Annotated in this window: 16 protein-coding genes; 10 read left to right on the top strand and 6 right to left on the bottom strand. The window is 29.6% G+C overall.

The genetic code is table 11. The features are described from left to right. Window positions 1-19 precede the first annotated feature (19 nt). Window positions 20-1,315: a c-type cytochrome gene (locus tag Q0881_RS03220; protein WP_299156914.1), complete on the bottom strand. Its 1,296-nt coding sequence runs from the start codon at window positions 1,313-1,315 to the stop codon at window positions 20-22. Between the two features lie 215 nt (window positions 1,316-1,530). Here Q0881_RS03220 and Q0881_RS03215 point away from each other — a divergent pair, with 215 nt between their 5' ends. Continuing rightward, a complete protein-coding gene (locus Q0881_RS03215) occupies window positions 1,531-1,893 on the top strand; it encodes an SPOR domain-containing protein (RefSeq protein WP_299156912.1) in 363 nt (120 codons plus the stop codon). A 70-nt stretch (window positions 1,894-1,963) separates the two neighbouring features. On the opposite strand, the gene Q0881_RS03210 is transcribed toward Q0881_RS03215, so the two are convergent. Then, window positions 1,964-3,862 carry an amidophosphoribosyltransferase gene (locus Q0881_RS03210; RefSeq protein ID WP_299156911.1) on the bottom strand — a complete coding sequence of 633 codons (1,899 nt, stop codon included), beginning with the start codon at window positions 3,860-3,862 and terminating at the stop codon, window positions 1,964-1,966. Window positions 3,863-3,949: 87 nt separating this feature from the next. Next, the gene (locus Q0881_RS03205; protein WP_299156909.1) at window positions 3,950-4,876 is read right to left on the bottom strand and encodes a PfkB family carbohydrate kinase; all 927 of its coding nucleotides are present in this window, start codon (window positions 4,874-4,876) and stop codon (window positions 3,950-3,952) included. Between the two features lie 74 nt (window positions 4,877-4,950). On the opposite strand from Q0881_RS03205, the gene Q0881_RS03200 reads away from it, so the two are divergent. The 3 genes from Q0881_RS03200 to Q0881_RS03190 are packed head-to-tail and all read left to right on the top strand — an operon-like array spanning window position 4,951 to window position 6,221. Next, on the top strand, window positions 4,951-5,376 hold the full coding sequence (locus Q0881_RS03200) for a SufE family protein (protein ID WP_299156907.1): 426 nt from the start codon (window positions 4,951-4,953) through the stop codon (window positions 5,374-5,376). Between the two features lie 11 nt (window positions 5,377-5,387). Further along, entirely contained in the window at window positions 5,388-5,708 is a 321-nt protein-coding gene (locus Q0881_RS03195; RefSeq protein ID WP_299156905.1) for a DUF59 domain-containing protein, read from the top strand. Between the two features lie 3 nt (window positions 5,709-5,711). Next, entirely contained in the window at window positions 5,712-6,221 is a 510-nt protein-coding gene (locus tag Q0881_RS03190; RefSeq protein ID WP_299156903.1) for a DUF2480 family protein, read from the top strand. 92 nt (window positions 6,222-6,313) lie between these two features. Here the strand turns inward: Q0881_RS03190 and Q0881_RS03185 are convergent, their stop codons facing one another. Further along, window positions 6,314-7,810, bottom strand: coding sequence for a hypothetical protein (locus tag Q0881_RS03185; protein WP_299156901.1), 1,497 nt, complete (start codon window positions 7,808-7,810; stop codon window positions 6,314-6,316). Between the two features lie 377 nt (window positions 7,811-8,187). Between Q0881_RS03185 and Q0881_RS03180 the strand changes: the two genes are divergently transcribed. The 6 genes from Q0881_RS03180 to Q0881_RS03155 all read left to right on the top strand — a co-directional run bounded on the left by Q0881_RS03180 (window position 8,188) and on the right by Q0881_RS03155 (window position 15,239). Beyond that, a complete protein-coding gene (locus tag Q0881_RS03180; protein WP_299156899.1) occupies window positions 8,188-8,697 on the top strand; it encodes an RNA polymerase sigma-70 factor in 510 nt (169 codons plus the stop codon). A 1-nt stretch (window position 8,698) separates the two neighbouring features. Next, on the top strand, window positions 8,699-9,625 hold the full coding sequence (locus Q0881_RS03175; RefSeq protein ID WP_299156898.1) for a FecR family protein: 927 nt from the start codon (window positions 8,699-8,701) through the stop codon (window positions 9,623-9,625). A 45-nt stretch (window positions 9,626-9,670) separates the two neighbouring features. After that, on the top strand, window positions 9,671-12,193 hold the full coding sequence (locus Q0881_RS03170) for a carboxypeptidase-like regulatory domain-containing protein (protein ID WP_299156896.1): 2,523 nt from the start codon (window positions 9,671-9,673) through the stop codon (window positions 12,191-12,193). Between the two features lie 108 nt (window positions 12,194-12,301). Next, a complete protein-coding gene (locus tag Q0881_RS03165) occupies window positions 12,302-13,150 on the top strand; it encodes a DUF3078 domain-containing protein (RefSeq protein WP_299156894.1) in 849 nt (282 codons plus the stop codon). A gap of 83 nt (window positions 13,151-13,233) precedes the next feature. Next, window positions 13,234-14,073, top strand: a complete 840-nt coding sequence (locus tag Q0881_RS03160; RefSeq protein ID WP_299156892.1) for a DUF3078 domain-containing protein — start codon at window positions 13,234-13,236, stop codon at window positions 14,071-14,073. Between the two features lie 89 nt (window positions 14,074-14,162). After that, on the top strand, window positions 14,163-15,239 hold the full coding sequence (locus Q0881_RS03155) for a CNNM domain-containing protein (protein ID WP_299156890.1): 1,077 nt from the start codon (window positions 14,163-14,165) through the stop codon (window positions 15,237-15,239). 63 nt (window positions 15,240-15,302) lie between these two features. On the opposite strand, the gene Q0881_RS03150 is transcribed toward Q0881_RS03155, so the two are convergent. Further along, a complete protein-coding gene (locus tag Q0881_RS03150) occupies window positions 15,303-18,074 on the bottom strand; it encodes a TonB-dependent receptor plug domain-containing protein (RefSeq protein WP_299156888.1) in 2,772 nt (923 codons plus the stop codon). Window positions 18,075-18,116: 42 nt separating this feature from the next. Further along, the gene (locus Q0881_RS03145; RefSeq protein ID WP_299156886.1) at window positions 18,117-18,860 is read right to left on the bottom strand and encodes an energy transducer TonB; all 744 of its coding nucleotides are present in this window, start codon (window positions 18,858-18,860) and stop codon (window positions 18,117-18,119) included. Window positions 18,861-18,895 lie beyond the last annotated feature (35 nt).

Below are 18,895 nucleotides of genomic sequence, written 5' to 3'. Positions count from 1 at the left end.
TTTTCTACTTTCTAATTGATTAATAGTGGCATTTACCACACTCTTTTCCTCCTAACTGCGCAATTGTTACTTGCTCAACTCCATACTTACTTGCTAATTCCTTGTGAATTTTAGCATAGTACTCATTTCCTTTCAAGTCAACCTTAGTTGCTTTATGACAGTCGATACACCAACCCATTGTTAATGGAGAGTATTGATATACTTCTTCCATTTCTTCAACTGGACCGTGACATTTCTGACATTTTAAACCTGCAACAGTTACGTGTTGTGAGTGATTAAAATATGCGAAATCTGGTAAATTATGAACTCTCACCCATTTTACTGGCTTCGTTTCTCCTGTATATTCTAATTTGTCAGCATCCCAACCTACAGCATCGTAAATCTTAGCAATTTCTTTATCTAAGTCAGACTTCACTAACGTATGATCATCCATTACTACTTTCGTATCATCTGCTACTTCTGAAATGTTCTTATGACAGTTCATACATACACTAACTGAAGGAATACCTGATGTTTTACTATGTTTTGCTGAAGAGTGACAGTATTGACAATCTATCTTATTATCTCCTGCGTGAATTTTGTGTGAAAAAGCAATTGGCTGAATTGGCTGATACCCTTGATCTACACCTACTTTAAACAACGTTCCAAACAAGAAGTAAGCCGTTACTAAGGCTCCAAATATCACGAATAACACATGTAAAAATGTATTTTTCTTAATACCCTCCCATAACTCAGCTGTTTGCCCTAATAAACCTGATGTTTTAGGAGCTCCTTTTAACTCACTAATTGTTTTTAATAAACTACCGATTATTAAGAATGCTACGATGATAGCAGCTGCTAAGATATACAACAACCATTTTGGAGCGGCTCCTTTTTGCGTTACAACATCACCCCCTTCACTTGGTCCTCCAACAGGCTTAATCTTACCAACAGTTGTATAGTATAAAATATCATCGATATTTTTATCTGTTAACTGAGGAAAAGCGGTCATATTCGACTGCTTATACTCTTCAAAAATCTCGATAGCATCTTTATCTCCAGAAGCTCTTAATGCAGCATTGTCTTTAATCCAAGCCTTCAACCACTCATTAGTTCTTCTCTCTTCAATCCCTCCTAAAGCAGGACCTACAAGCTTCTTGTCTAATTTGTGACATGAAGCACATAAAGATTTAAATAAATTTTTTCCTTCTTTCTGGCGTGCTACGTCAACTTCTCCTTGCGAAAACGCCGAGAAACTCATGAATAATACTAAGAAGAAAGCTAAACTCTTTGCGAGTGTTTGGGTTAATCTGCTGTGATGTTTCACACTTTTCATACTATAAAATATAAGTTTTGTATCTATTTTGGTACAATTTTTTCTATATATGTTTTCAAAAAACAATACACAGAAAGTTGCACAAAAGTACTACTTCTGTCTAAATTGTGAAATGTTAAGAGATTGCTAATTTACAATTTATATTAATTCTAAATAAATAACATTGACAATGTATTAACCAACAAGTCGTTACTTTTGTAAAAAGATTTAAAGAAATGAAAAAACACACATTTTTAATCGCTATTTTATTGCTTTTCATAGGTGGTCTGTTTTCTGCTCACGCACAAACTAACTACTCTAATAATAAAGACATTAACTCGTTAATTAAAAAGAAAAGAGAGTACAATAAACTCAACGGAACCGGTTTCAGAATTCAATTATATAATGGATTGGAAAAAACTGCTAAAAGCCTAAGAGGAAGGTTTAAAATTGAATATCCTGGCGTTTACACCAAACTTTCATACAAGGCACCTGAGTGGAAAATACAAGTAGGGAACTACAAAACTCGCTTACATGCCGACAGAGCTTTAAATAAAATTAGAGAAAAATTCTCTGGGGCCATCGTTGTTCCTTTATAAAAAGAACTTTCTTATAAAACAAAAAAGAGGAATCATATGATTCCTCTTTTTTGTTTTATAACGAACTTTATTAATATGCTCTTTTATCATTTCCTTCATAGAAATTAATAAAGGCTTGGTTTACTACTCTATGTCCTCCATCTGTTGGATAGTTTCCTGTAAAATACCAATCTCCTAAATTATCTGGACATGCTTTATGCAATCCGCTTACTGGTTGAAAAATTACATCGATGTCTGCAGTAATTTCTGATGTTTTTAACATCTGTGCTATTTTAGCTGAGATTTCCTCATCTGAAAATGGCGCATATATTTCTTTTACATAATTTACAACATCTTTATCGTCATTAGCTTCTTGTTGCTTACATTTTTCATACACCTCTCCTACAATATTATATTGATTAGTTTCTTTTAACAATTCTATAGCTGCTTTAAATGCTATAAAGTCATTAATTTTTGCCATATCAATCCCATAACAATCTGGGTATCGTATTTGTGGCGCTGATGAAACTACTACTATTTTTTTAGGATTTAACCTATCTAATATCTTTATGATACTTTTCTTTAAGGTTGTTCCTCTCACAATACTATCATCTATAATTACTAGATTGTCTGTAGGTTTTACCACGCCATAAGTAACATCATAAACATGTGCCACTAAATCGTCTCTACTACTATCGTCTGTAATAAATGTTCTTAATTTTGCATCTTTTATAGCTATCTTTTCAAAACGTGGTCTTTTAGAAAGGATATCTACTACCGTTTCTTTTGACAACTTACCGTTTCCTGCTAAGATTGCTGCTGTTTTTTGCTGATTTAATACATCTTCTGCAGCTTCCATCATTCCAAAAAATGATGTTTCTGCTGTATTTGGTATGTATGAAAAAACTGAATTTTCAATGTCACTATCAATTGACTTTAAAACTTCTGGAAATACATACTTCCCTAGATTTTTTCTTTCTTCATATATTGATGCGTCACTTCCTCTCGAGAAATAAATACGTTCAAATGAACAGGCTTTTTTCACACGCTGTTCCAAGACTGGTTTCATTGAAGTTTGTCCATTCTTTTTAATAATTAATGCATGCCCTCTATCTATTTCTTTAATTGAATTGATATCTACATTAAATACTGTTTGAATTACTGGTCGCTCCGAAGCTACTACCACTACTTCATCATCTTGGTAATAAAATGCTGGTCTTATTGCCGACGGATCTCTTAACACAAATGCATCTCCATGCCCTAACAACCCTGCCATTGCATAACCTCCATCCCAATTTTTTGCTGATCGCTGCAATATTCTTTGAATATCTAAATGCTCTTCTATAAATGGTGAAGCATCTTTTTTATTAAATCCTGCTTCTTTTGCTTTTACATATAAATCTGAAACTTCATCTTCTAAAAAATGGCCTATTTTCTCCATTACCGTAACTGTATCAGTAAATTCTTTTGGATGTTGTCCTAGATCTATTAAATCATTTAATAATTGCTTTGAATTTGTCATGTTAAAATTCCCTGCAACTATTAAACTTTGGTGTTTCCAATTATTTTGACGCAAAAATGGGTGCACACTTTCTATCGAGTTTTTTCCAAATGTTCCATAACGTACATGCCCTAAAAACAAGTTTCCTAAATATGGTACACTTTCTTCTTGCCATTTAACATCATCTACCTTATCAGGGTTTTCCTCAAAAACTCCGTTAATTCTTTTATTAACTTTTCCGAAGATATCTTGAATTGGTTGCGATTTATTAGATCGTATTCTACTAATATATCTTGTTCCTGGCTCTACGTTAAATTTTATACTTGCTAACCCAGCTCCATCTTGACCTCGGTTATGCTGCTTCTCCATTAACAAGTACATTTTATTTACTCCATAAAATGCAGTTCCGTATTTATCTTTGTAATACTGTAATGGTTTTAATAAACGAACCATTGCAATTCCACATTCATGTTTAATAGCGTCACTCATTATAATTTAAAATATTTTAGTTGTGTGTTGTATGTGTTGTTGTTTTATATATAAAAAAAATCCGCACCAAAAGGCGCGGATTTGTATTTATGATAATTCTATATCAAACTGAGTCAGCTCTTTAAAAGACTGCAAACGTGTTTGCACTTCATCTTTTGTTAGTTCTTCCATTCGCTGTGTTCCAAATTTCTCTACACAAAACGATGCTAAGTTTGAACCGTAAATAATTGCATTCTTCATATTTTCAAAAGAAATATCTTCTGTTTTTGCTAAATACCCACAAAAACCTCCTGCAAATGTATCTCCTGCTCCTGTTGGATCAAATACTTCTGCTAATGGTAATGCTGGTGCAAAGAACATTTTCCCTTCGTTAAATAATAACGCTCCATGTTCTCCTTTTTTAATCACAACATATTTAGGCCCCATTTCATGAATTTTCTTAGCTGCATTTACTAATGAATATTCTCCACTTAACTGACGTGCCTCTTCATCATTAATTGTAATTACATCTACTCTTTTTAAAACAGTATGTAAATCTGCTAATGCTATGTCCATCCAAAAATTCATAGTATCTAATACTACTAATTTTGGTCTTTCATTCATTTGATCTAAAACAGATGCCTGTGTTAATGGGTGTAAATTCCCTAACATTACAATACCTGCATCTTTAAATTGTTCTGGTACTACTGGTTGAAAGTGCTCTAATACATTTAGTTCTGTTACTAAAGTATCACGAGAATTCATATCGTTATGATATTTACCACTCCAAAAGAATGTTTTACCTTCTTTTACAACCTCTACTCCATCAGTATTAATTCCATTAGAGTTCATCATATCTAAATATGATTGTGGAAAATCTCCACCTACTACAGAAACTACTCCTGTTTTTACTCCAAATTGAGACGCTGCTAAACCTACAAAAGTTCCTGAACCTCCTAATATCTTATCTGTTTTACCAAAAGGTGTTTCAATAGCGTCAAATGCTACGGTACCAACTGCTAATAATTTACTCATTTCTTATTTTTTTACTGTAATTTTGCACTTTTAAATAAAGTGGTCGTAAGACTGTGCAAAAATAGTTTTAAAAAATGACTATCAAAGAAATACAAGAAGAAATTATTGATGAGTTTTCAATGTTTGAAGACTGGATGGAGCGTTATGAGTATATTATTGACTTAGGAAAATCATTACCTTTAATTGATAGTGCTTATAAATTAGATGAAAATTTAATTAAAGGATGCCAATCTAAAGTATGGTTGTACTCTCAATTAAATAATGACGTTATTGAATTTACTGCCGATAGTGATGCTATTTTAACCAAAGGTATTGTAGCGTTATTATTAAGAGTTTTTTCGAACCAAACACCTCAAGCTATATTAGATGCTAAAACTGATTTTATTGACGAAATTGGATTAAAAGAACATTTGAGCCCAACGCGTGCTAATGGTTTAGTTTCTATGGTGAAGCAAATAAAAATGTATGCGATTGCCCAACAATCGAAATTAGCGAATTAAAAAAACACAAAATGACAGATACTCAATTAGAAGAATTAGGAGATAAGATCGTACGAGTATTAAAAACAATATTCGATCCTGAGATTCCAGTAGATATTTATGAACTAGGTTTAATTTATGATGTATTCGTTTCTGAAGAGAACGATGCTAAAATTTTAATGACCTTAACATCGCCAAACTGCCCAGTAGCTGAAAGTTTACCTGTAGAGATTGAAGAAAAAGTAAAAACTTTAAAAGAAATTAACAGCTGTGAGGTTGAAATTACTTTTGATCCTACTTGGACTCAAGACATGATGAGTGACGAAGCTAAGTTAGAATTAGGAATGTTATAGAGCATGGCTGAAGAAATTATAAATAGAATAGCGAATAGTAAACTTATTACTATTGACCTTGAAGATTTTTATCCTCTTGGCAATCGTATTGTTTTTGACATTAAAGATTGGTTATATGAAGGGTTAATTCTTCGTGAAAAGGACTTTAGAGAACAAGTGAAAAATCATGATTGGTCTCAATATCAAAATTCTTATGTTGCTTTAACCTGTTCTTCTGACGCTATTATTCCTTCTTGGGCTTATTTATTATTAACTGCTCAATTATCTGAGCACACTAATAAGGTTGTTGTTGGTAGTTTAGAATTATTAGAAACTGTAATTTATCAAGAGATTATTACTTCGTTGGATATTTCTGAATACAAAGATAAGCCTGTAATTATTAAAGGATGTGCTAATAAACCTATCCCTCCTTCTGCTTATACTTTATTAATAGAAAAAATACAACCTATAGCTAAAACTATTATGTTTGGTGAAGCTTGTTCTACTGTTCCTTTATATAAAAAAAAGAAATAGTACAACTCTCTTAAATTATACAAATTTAAAACCCCAAAGACTTCTAACTCTTTGGGGTTTAATTTTAATTAAGGGGGTGAAGTTTTTATCTCTTATTTCTCATAGATATAAATATCGTCAATAGCTGTCATTCCTCCTAGGTGCTCAACATTAATAATATACTCACCTGCTGGTACTTCTTTATTAATAAGAGAATTTGTGGTTACCCAAGAATTAGAATTCTGTAGCACAAAAGAAGTTATTTCTGAACCTGATTTTGATTTTAGAGTCACTATTACCTTAGTAGTGTCTCCCCAAGGGTCAATACTCTGAGTACTAAACTGTATTCCTAACTCATTTACTTTATATGTATTCGTTAGATTTATACTCTTCGTACTAGTAGGATTTATCCAAGAGTTTAAATCCCCTTGATTAATCCCTAAAAAGAAAGTATCATTTCCACTATAAATATTACCAAGATAAGCTGGAAAATTTGCTTTTCGTCCTCTACAATATTTATCTATTTTTGCTACAACATTATTCACATTAGTAAAACCTTCTACATTTTCTTCAAATGTAAAACCAAATAATACTTTAGAACCATCAACTTTGATTGTTACTGTATCTTCAACTTCAATATCTTTGTCATTTCTAACTACAACTTTAAAAACATACTCACCTTCTTGTAGGTTAGATACTTTTGTATCTTCTTTATCATTGTTAAAAATTGTTACCCCATCACCACTAACTTTTGTCCAAACAATTGACTTAATAGTCTCTCCATCTGGATTTGTAATAGTACTATTTAAATCAAAAGTATTTGTTGGTAAAGCTACTGTAGCATCTGCCCCTGCATTTACTTTTATTTTTGTACCGCTACTTGACGAGTTTGTATAAATTTTTATATTATCTAATCCAACATATCCACCACCTTGAAATATTGCTAATTTATATTCTCCAATTGGTATGTCAGTAGGGATTTTAGAACTAAATTTAGCCCAATTATCCTCATCAAAAATAGCTGGAACAAAATAAAATTTACCTTTATGACTACTATCATAAAGAACAACAGAAATACTAGGGACTCCTGTAGAGAAACTAACATCTTGTGGCCTGTAATAATCAAATTCGATACTTAAATCACCTGCTTTGTAATCTTTTGTGAAATTTAGTTTTTTTGATATATGATAATAGCTAGTTGCACAATCAAGATCATGATTAAAAACTCTACCTATAAAAAAACTATCATTCCCTTTATGACTTCTTGTTACTCCATTTTTAGTAAAATCACTAAAATCTTCTTTTTTCCCTCTTGAAAAATCACACTTATGTATTGACTCTACAATGTTTTCTAAAGGCTCATTTGGTTTATACCAGCCATTCCCATTGCCTCTTCCTGTAAATCCTTCATTATCCGTTTCAAAATCAAAAGAAAATAAAACATCAGAGCTCTTCGTTGCACTTGATGTTGGTGATGGTGCTGTTACATTTCCACTTGGCACATCTCCCAAAAAGGTAAAATCAGATACTCCTGAGATTCCATCTGCTTCATCTTTACATGAAGTTAAAACTGCTGCTGCTAATACTATAGTTATTAATACTTTTTTCATTTATTAATTTATTAAGGGGTTATTTAATGTCTTATTGCATAAGATGCTCCAATAGCTAAATTTTCAATAATCTTTTTTGTTTGCTTTAGCCTTATTGTATGTCTTTTGAAATTTTTCATGATATAAATTTGTTTTTGTTTGGAGGTGAAACGAAACTCGAATAAAAAACCCTACTTCTATTTTTAATTACTTTTTCTTTGACACAAAAACACCTAAAAAAAATCAACAGATTAATAAGTAATCATCTTGTCTTTTAATAGAATATTTGTTTTAATTATATTTGATTAATAACTGATTCTCTTAAAACCTTTATAAATATTTTTTTGAGGTAGGGTATTTAGCCAGTTAATCGTTACACTTCAAACTAACTATATTTAATGAAGGAAATAAACTCTGTTTGCGCCCCAGTGATTTATAAAAAATTATATGATTCGTATGCCGATGGCTTGTATGGATTTATGATATATAAATGTGGTGATAGCGCAAAAGCGCAAGATTTTGTTCAAGAAGCATTTGTTAAATTATGGACGAATTGTTCAAAGGTTTTTTATGAAAAAGCAAAATCTTATTTGTTTACTGTTGCTAACAATTTATTTCTTGATGATTATGCACATCAAAAAGTAATTTTAGCTCATAAAAAACTTAATGTTAAAAACACCACTAATGAAACTCCTGAATATTTATTAGAAGAACAGGAATTTTTAAAAAAATTACAAAACGCAATTGGTAGTTTACCTGAAAAACAGCGAGAGGTTTTTTTAATGAATAGAATTGACAAGAAAAAATATAGAGAAATAGCCGAAGAGTTAGATATATCTGTGAAAGCTGTAGAAAAAAGAATGACTTTGGCTTTAAAAACATTACGAACTCAAATAAAAGGCATATAATATGGATCCAATAGAAAAATCAGATACTTTATTAGCACAATGGCTTTCTGGTGAAATGTCTCAAGAAGAACTGGCTGCCTTTGAAAAAACACAAGATTTTAATTTATTTAAAAGGATTTCAGAGGAATCTCAAAATTTTGAAAGACCCCTATTAAATAAAGAGGAAGTGTATTTAAAAATATTAGAGAACATAGAACACAAAAAAGACACTAAAAAAACAATTGTTAGACCTTTGTTTTCTAAAAAACTTTTTGCTGTTGCAGCTTCTTTAGCTTTACTAATTAGTTTTTTCTACTTTAATTTTCAAAATGTAGAATCTTCAACAAGCTATGGAGAACATTTAGAAATTAATTTACCCGATAACTCAAGCGTAATATTAAATGCTCAATCTACTATTACTTACAATAAAAAAGATTGGAATACCAATAGAGTATTAAAATTAGAAGGAGAAGCTTTTTTTAAAGTTGAAAAAGGAAGCACTTTTACTGTTGAAACTAAAGAAGGTACAATTACTGTTTTAGGTACTCAATTTAATATTTTAGAAGATACTAACTTCTTAAAAGTAGAATGTTATGAAGGAAAAGTTAAAGTAGAGTCGGGTGATGAGATTGTATTTTTAACCAAAGGAAAAACATTTACAAGACTTAAAAATGAAATACAAACTGGTGATAAAAAAATAAAACAAAACCCTAATTGGATACAAGGCGAAAGTGTATTTACCAGTGTACCTTTAAAAGTTGTATTAAAATCATTAGAAAACCAATACAACGTAAAATTTAAAGGAGGTAATACAAAAACGAATACTAAGTTATTTACAGGTAGTTTTATTCATTCTAATTTAAAGTTAGCTTTAGAAGCAGTTTTTACACCAATGAACATAGACTATGTTATTGTAAATAATAATATAATTGAATTGACACAAAGATAATTTTGCATGAAGAAACTTATATGTTTCCTATTACTATGTGTATCTATGTCAGTAATAGCACAAAAAGAAACAACTCGATTAAAACATTTAAAAGATGTATTAATCGAGTTAAATGATTTATATAATGTGAAGTTCTCTTTTTCTGATGAAGTAATTAACAACAAGAAAATAATTTTTAAGAATAATAAAAACAAAACTTTAGCCTCTATTATAAAAGAGTTAGAAAAACGCTCTAATTTATATTTTAAAGAAATATCAAATAACAGGTATGCTATCTCAAAAATAAAGACCAGAAAAAATATATGTGGCAATATTTTTTCAAATGAAAACAAAGAATTACTTATTGGTGCTACTGTTACTATACAAAACAAAAACATAGGTACTCAAACCAACATAGATGGTTATTTTGAATTAAAAAATGTTTATTTAACTGATACTATTAATATTTCTTACGTAGGATATAAACCTATAAAGAAAATAGCACGTAATTTTTCGAATAAAAATTGTGCCTCTTTTTCCTTAGAGGAAGAAAGCTCTATTTTAAATGAAATAATTATAACCAACTATTTAACCAATGGTTTGTCTAAAACAATTGATGGTGCCATCGTTTTTAAACCAAAAAATCAAGATATTATTCCTGGACTGACTGAACCTGATGTATTTTACACCGTTCAACAATTACCTGGAATTGTTAATGTAGATGAAACCGCAACTGGAATGCATATACGTGGAGGAACTCCTGATCAAAATTTAATCTTATTTAACCAAATAAAATTATTTACTGCATCACATTTTTTTGGAGCTATATCTGCATTAAATCCAGAAACAATAGAAAGAGTTGAAGTATATAAAGGTGCATCTAAGGCAAAATATGGTAATCATATTGGTGGGGTTATCGATGTTGAAACAAGTAATGAAATTCCTAAAAAAACAAAAGGTTCAATAGGAATAAATTTCACGCATGCTGATGCAAATATTAGTTTACCTATTTCTTCTAAATTGAGTATCTCTGTTTCTGGAAGACGTTCTATTACCGATATATTAAACACTCCTACTTATAGACAATTATCTCAAAAGGCATTTCAACATACTATTATCTCTAAAGATGAAACACTTACAAAAGAAATAGATGCAAAAATCAATACGATCTTTTTCTTTCAAGATTTTAATACAAAGTTAATTTATAAACCTAGCAAAGACGATAAAATATCATTCAGTCAAATTAGTATTAAAAACTCACTAGATCATTCTTTTTTTTCTTCAGAATTTAACGATAAAAGAAAAGATGATTTATTAATTGAAAATGATGGATATAATATTGAATGGACTAAAAAATGGAATCCAAAAGTTACCAGTAAAACAACAATTAGTTATTCTAACTATAATTTAAAATATAGAAACAATAAACAAAAAGATAATACACAATATGCTTTTACGACTAAAGACAATCATGTTAAAAATCTAGAGGCAAACACAAATTTCGATTATAAAATAAATACAAGTTCTTCTATAAGTATGGGCTATCAATATGCTTATAATGATGTTTACTTTCTTTTAGGAAATAAGAACGATCTTGTTTTTGTTGAAAAATATTCTACTCAGAAAGATATAAATCAATCACATTCTTTATATACCGAATACTTATACAATAAAAACAAAAACATAGTTATAAGTTTTGGCGCAAGAGCTAATTACTTTACATTATTAAATAAAGTTACTTTTGAACCTAGGATACATACTCAAGTTCAAATTTTACCTAAACTCTGGATAAACAGTTCTTTTGAAATAAAACAGCAAAACATAAGTAGAATTGTTGAATTTTATACAACAGATTTTGGTTTAGAAAATCAATTGTGGTCATTATCAAATAAAAACGACATTCCCTTATTAGAAAGTCAACAAATAACATTTGGAGTTTTATTTAATAAAAACAATTGGCTACTAGATTTTGATATCTACAAAAGAAACATAAAAGGAATTACCTCTTTAACTAGTGGATTTGATTCGTTTACTAGAGACATATTAACAGGAGAATCTAAAACAATTGGTCTAGATTTTCTAGTAAAAAAGAACTGGAAAAATTACAATACTTGGCTAAGTTATCACACAGGAAAAACTTCTTTCCTTATTAACGATTTTAATGACAATAAAGAATTTACAGGTAATTTTGATGTTACTCACTCTTTTTATTTAGCCAATAACTTTAAATATAAGAAATATAATTTTTCATTAGGTTATACCTATAGAATAGGAATACCTTTTACTTCCAATAGCGGTTTGGCTAATAATTATTTTATTGAAAGAAATGGGATTAATGATAGTAGACTTCCTAATTATTCTCGATTAGATTTTTCAACAGGATATGATTTTTATATGAATAAAAAGAAAACAGTAAAAGGAAGGTTTAATATTTCGCTACTAAACATACTTAACAAGAAAAACATTCTTAAAAGAACATATGATGTTGTTCAAGATAATACGAATGGATTCGAAGAAGGTAAACTAATCAAACAAGACACAGAATCACTAGGTTTCACTCCAAATATAAGCTTTAGATTAAATTTTTAAAAACATAAAATGAGACTTATTTATTTCGTAAAGTATAAATATATTTGCTGATTTTTTAAATGTTGTCTGTCTAATTATACAGACAATATTGTTTTAAAAATATTATCAATGCAAAAAATATTTCTGATACTTTTTTTAAGTATTACTTGTATAACATATTCTCAACAAAAAAAAGACAGTATCCCTAAAAAATGGACTGTATTAGGTAAATCTACTTTTTTATTTAATCAATCTTCCTTTTCAAATTGGACTGCTGGAGGTAATAATACAATAGCAGGAAACATTAGTCTTAACTACGATTTTAATTATAAAAACGGTAATTGGAACTGGGACAATAAAGTTATTAGTGCCTTCGGTATAAGTCATGTAAGTGGTTCTGGTTTACAAAAAACAGATGATCGTTTTGAGTACAATTCATTACTAGGTATAAAAGCCAAGAAATATTGGTTTTTTTCATTTTTTAGTAATTTTAAAACTCAATATACCAAAGGTTATAACTATAAAACGGATCCTAAAGTATTAGTTTCTGATTTTTTTGCTCCTGCTTATTGGAGTTTTGGACCTGGTATGCTTTGGAAAAAATCTGATAATGAAAGAATAAATATTGCCCCTGCTACTTCTCGTTTAACTTTTGTGTCTGATCAATTTTCAGGAAAATATGGAGTAAAAGAAAACAGAAATACTAGTTATGGTTTAGGTTTTAATCTATCAGCCTATTTTAAATATAAAATAATGCAAGATGTTACTATGGAAAATATTATTTCCATGTATTCAGATTACTTACAAAAACCTCAAAATATTGATATCGATTATCAGCTAAATTTCTTTGTAAAAGTAAACAAATACCTTTCTATGAATATTGGACTTCACATGATTGTAGATGATGATGCTTCTAGTAAAATTCAGTTCAAAGAAGTATTTGGCTTAGGGCTTAATTATATCTTTCATAAAAAGTGACTTTTATTAAATACCTTTGTCTAAAGTAAGTGAATGGTGTAATTTTACACTAAAAAGGAACTTAAATATTAAAAAATAAATCGATGAAAAAATTATTAGCTATTGCTGTATTATTTGGAGCATTAACAGTTAATGCTCAGGAAGAAAAAAAAGAAGAACCTAAAGAAGGATGGAAAAAAAGTGGAAATATCTCTTTTTTATTCAATCAATCTGCATTTAATAACTGGTTAGCTGGTGGTACGAACAATATTTCAGGAACCTTAGGCTTAAACTATGACTTTAACTATGTAAAAGGAGATTGGGCTTGGGATAATAAAATAATAGCTTCTTATGGTTTAACTAAATTAAGAGGTCAAGATTTACAAAAAACTGATGATCGTTTAGAGTTAAACTCTTTAGTTGGTAAAAAAGCTTCAGGTTACTGGTACTATTCTGCTTTCTTAAATTTTAAAACTCAGATGTCTTCCACTTATGCAAATGGAAATCAGACATCTCATTTTTTCTCACCAGCTTATTTCCAATTTGGACCTGGTATGTTATGGAAAAAATCTGATAACTTAAAAGTAAACTTAGCTCCTGCTACTTCAAAATTAATAGTGGTTCATAGTCATTTAACTGATTTAGGTCCAGCTTTCGGTGTTGCGCAAGGAGAGTCTACTCGTTATGAATTGGGAGCAGCTGTTAACGCATATTATAAATTTGATATTATGGAAAATGTTTCTGTTGAAAATATTTTAAATTTATATAGTAATTACTTAGAAGATTTCCAGAATGTTGATCTAGATTATACGGTAAATGTTGTTATGAAAGTAAATAAATATTTATCTGCAAATCTTTCAATGCAAACTATTTATGATGATAATGCTTTTAGAGGGTTTCAAACAAGAGAAGTATTTGGTTTAGGTATAAACTATGGTTTCTAAGTAATACTTATCAATAATATAAACTAAACCTCAGAGGGAAACCTTTGAGGTTTCTTTTTTCCGTATTTTAGCGTAAAAATTTAAAAAGAATGACATTATTAATAACCTACGCAACAATATCTATATTCTTTTCTTTTCTATGCTCTATTCTAGAAGCTGTTTTATTAAGTGTTACCCCAACATTTGTTAATGTAAAAAAGAAAGAAGGTAAAACATATGCTGATGAACTTGAAGCCTTAAAAAAAGATGTTGACAAACCCTTAATTGCAATTCTTACTTTAAATACTTTAGCTCATACTGTTGGAGCCATTTTGGTTGGTACTGAAGCTAAAAAAATATTTAATGACGATGGATATGGCGTATTTATTGTTTCTGCTATAATGACTATTTTAATTCTAGTTGCATCAGAAATAATTCCAAAAACCATAGGTGCTACTTATTGGAAACAACTTGCTAATTTTACTACAAAAGCCCTAAAAATAATGATCTTTCCTTTAAAATGGACTGGTGTTTTATGGATTCTACAATTAACTACCAAATTAATTGGAGCTAAAGGTGGACATGGTGAAAGTATCTTAAGTAGAGAAGATTTTTCTGCTATGACTGACATTGCTGAACAAGAAGGTGTTTTCCATGAAAGTGAAAGCAAAGTAATCAAAAACATGCTAAACTTTAAAGATGTTCAAGCAAAGCATATTATGACTCCTCGTACTGTTATTGTAACTGCCAATGAGAATCAAACAATTCAATCTTTTTTTGAAGACAATAAACTATTACGTTTTTCAAGAATCCCTGTTTATGCAGAGAACTCAGATAATATTACAGGTTATATTTTAAAAGATCAATTGTTACTTGCTATGATTGATAAAAAAGGTGGAGAAACCTTAAAATCGATTAGAAGAGACATTATTATAGCGAATAGAGACTTATCTATTCCTAACTTATTTGAAAAGCTAATAGAGCAAAGAGAACATTTAGCACTTGTTGTTGATGAATATGGTACTGTTAGTGGTTTAGTAACTCAAGAAGATGTTATTGAAACCTTACTAGGCTATGAAATAATGGATGAAAGCGATAATGTTGCAGATTTACAAAGTATGGCAAGAAAAAGCTGGGAACAACGTGCAAAAAGACTAGGTATTATTGATGATAAAGAGAATCAATAATTTTTAAACTAAAAAAGGAGCAACTATATAGTTGCTCCTTTTTTTATATTATTACTTATTTCTCTAATTGTTAATTGTCCAAGATAAATAATAAAGCTTTCCAATACTTCCTGTACCTGGAGCTATGTAATATTCTTTCCCGAATAAATTAGTTCCTCCAATTTTAAATCTCGATTTAATACTTGGTACTTGATAGTTTAATTGAGCATCAATAACTGTTCTTGCAGCAACGTCTCCTTTAACAAATGGAGAAACCCATCTATATTTATCAGACCATCTCGCATTTATATTAAATCCAAAGTTTTTGAATAATTTATGATTTCCTACTTGAATTTTAGCACTATGCTTTGGGGTGTTAAAATTAGGATCAAACAAACCAAAATCTAAATCTTCCATTGTGTAATCAATAAAGTTATAGTTAATACCAAAATCAAAATCTTTAAAAAACTTAGTGTGCATACCAATACCAAAACCATAAGAATCAACTTTTGATTTACTATTCGTAATTAAATTAAATTCACGAACATGCCCTTGAGTGAAAGCTAAATTAGCATCAGTATCTAATTGTCCAGTAGCTATTACGTTTCCATAATTAGGAACTACAACATCTTGGAAAAAAACAAAGTCTCTGTGTTTGCTATAAAAAGCATTAACATCAAGATCTAAATTAGTATTATTATTTAAACGTAAAATACTTCTATATCCTAATTCTATTGTTTTTACTTCCTCTGGTTGAACTTCTTTATAAGTAGATTTCACATATGCATCTCCAGAATAACTAGGATCGTATACCGACCTTGTTAACACAGCATTGTTAATTATATCATCTCCAGAAGTAGTTGTTATTATTGTACCAAAACCTGGGAAGAAATTAGAATTTTCAAGTTCTATTCTATCTAAATTATCTCGTGTAGAACCAACATTGGTTTTAACAGCTGATCTTGAAAACATATATTGCTCTTGAATCGTTGGATTTCTAAAACCTGTTTGATATGAAGCTCTTATTATATGATCTTTATCATTCCCTAAAGCATAATTCACAGCAAATCTAGGTGAATAGTTAGCTTTAAAATTTTGCGCTTTGTCATAACGTAATGACCCTGTTATCTTTAATCTATCTTCTAAGAACTTTTTTTGAATTTGTGAATAAAAACCATACTCTTCAACTCTAATTTCCTTTACTCCATCATTAAATATAGTTCCTTTAGAATCTGGATTGTATTCTCTGTATGAACCTCCTACTTGAATATCTGCCCAGTTATTTACTAAGTTTTTAAAGTTATAATTACCATCTAAATGAGAGTACGAACTTTTATCATAAATTTTACTACCGCCCTCAGTTACGAGTTTAGAAGTAATTTTATCAAATTCATTATTAAAAGCTACTGTACCTGGTTGTAATCTATTTCTATCTGCATAATTTCTTGCCTCTTCTAAAGTAAAAGCACTTAAATAAGATGCAGCAACATAATCATTAAGCCAAGTTCCAAAAGGTGTTGATGCTTCATTAAGTGCATACCCTGTTCTTGCTAAATCATAACTATCACCTGCATCATTTCTAGTATAATATCCTCTAACAAAAAAGTTATCACCTTTTATCTCTAATTTAGATTGACCTATATAATAATTACGTTGAGCAAATCTTGATGTTCCTTGGAAAATATTATTTCCCATTGCTAATCTTGTTGCTAACTTAATTTCTAATGATTCATTAGCAAATGGTCTATAGTGTAAAGACGTTGAAAACTTTAAATTTTTACTTTTATAATCTTTTAAAAGCTCGCTTTCTAAATATCCCGTCCTTCTTGTTACTGTTCCTGGTGTTATTTGTTGAGTTGGTGGCAAGAATGGGTTGTAACCAGATAATTCAGCAAATACTTCATCTCCATAGGTATTTATCCCATCGTAACTTCTAACTGAATTCACAGTACCATCGATCACTTCATTTGAATCAATCTCTTTATTTCTTATATCTGTAGCATGCCATTCTTCAGCTTCGTAATATGAGAAATTAACTTTAGCTGCAAAATAATTACTAAACTTATAAGCCATACGTGCTGTAGCATCGTAAAAAGCATTATCTCCTGCTGCTATTTGAGAAGTAGTACCGCCTTTAAATAAAAAACTAATCCCAGTAAAATCAAATGGATTTTTAGTATTTAAAAGCATTATACCGTTATATGCATTCGCTCCATAAAGAGCAGAAGATGCTCCTGGTAATATTTCAACACTTTTAATATCTAACTCCGATACTCCAGAAGTATTTCCTGCACTATAGTTTAATGCTGGTGCAGCAGTATCCATTCCATCTACTAATTGAACAAATCTTGAGTTACTAAAATCAGAAAAACCTCTTGTGTTTATTGACTTGTAACCGTAACTTATTTCTCTAGATTCAATTCCTTTTAAATTTACTAATCCATCATAAAAAGAATTTGATGTATTTCTTTTTATATCTCGTAAACCTAAACGTTCTATAGTTACAGGAGATTCTATAATTCTTTCAGGAGTTCTAGATGCTGAAATAATCACTTGATCTAATAATATACTTTCTTTAAGTACTACATTAATCTTTTCATCAAACGAATTAATAATTACCGTTTCAGTCTTATAACCGAATGCTGAAATTATTAAAGTTTGTGGTAATTTGTTCTCAACATTAATAGAGAACTCACCATCAACATTAGACGAAGTATAATTTTTACTACTTGATACTTTAGCTCCATAAAAAGGCTCTAAATATTCGTCATAAATTGATCCGTTAACTTTTACTTGCGCATAACTTGATAGTATGCACATTGTAAAAGCAATCATCACTAATTGCTTTTTAAACATTTTTTAAATTTTAAATTATATAATAAAGGGTAATCTTGAAGTTTATTCTTCTAATGAGAAGTTTATTGGGAAACCATATTTCACAGAAACAGGTTCATTATTCTTTTTAGCTGGTTTAAAATCTGGTAGTTTAGAAACAACTCTTTTAGCTTCTTCGTTTAAAAGCTCTCCGTTGTTTGGTCCTAAGGTTTTTATATTTTTAACAATTCCGTCTTTATCAATAATAAAACGAACCCAAACTTCTCCTTCAATTGAATTTCGTACTGCTTCTCCTGGATAACGGAAGTGCTTTTGAATATGTTTTACCATTTCTAAATTAAAACAATCCATTCTATCACTATTCTTAACATTATTACATTCTGAAAATGAAGGAATTTTATCTACTGAACTAAATCTAGAAGCCTTTCTAACTTCTTCTGCAGACATTTTATTTTTAAGAAATTCTATACTAGATTTCAAATGTGAAGGAGTTTTTTCTACTTCTATAGATTTAACTAATTCCGCTTTTTTTTCTATTTTTTTTAATCCTGATGTTTCTAGATTTCCAACTCCTAAAACAGCTTTCTTTTTTACTAGCTCTCTTTTTTTAAGATATCTTCTATTAGCTGAAACTTTTACAGATATTTGTCTAGATTTTTTATTCTTTTTATTCTTAGAATCTTTAATTACACATTTAGTAATACTATTAGCATCAAAAGAATCTTCAGGGGTTTCACATACTTCTTTTTGAGCAACTAAACTCATAGAGAAAAAAGAAATAAATATTAAGAATAATAAATTTCTCATATTTTGGGGTAATTAGGGATTATTTAAACTTTACC

The sequence above is a fragment of the uncultured Tenacibaculum sp. genome (genome assembly GCF_947494125.1).
GTDB lineage: Bacteria > Bacteroidota > Bacteroidia > Flavobacteriales > Flavobacteriaceae > Polaribacter.
This window is presented reverse-complemented; position numbering and strand designations above follow the sequence as displayed.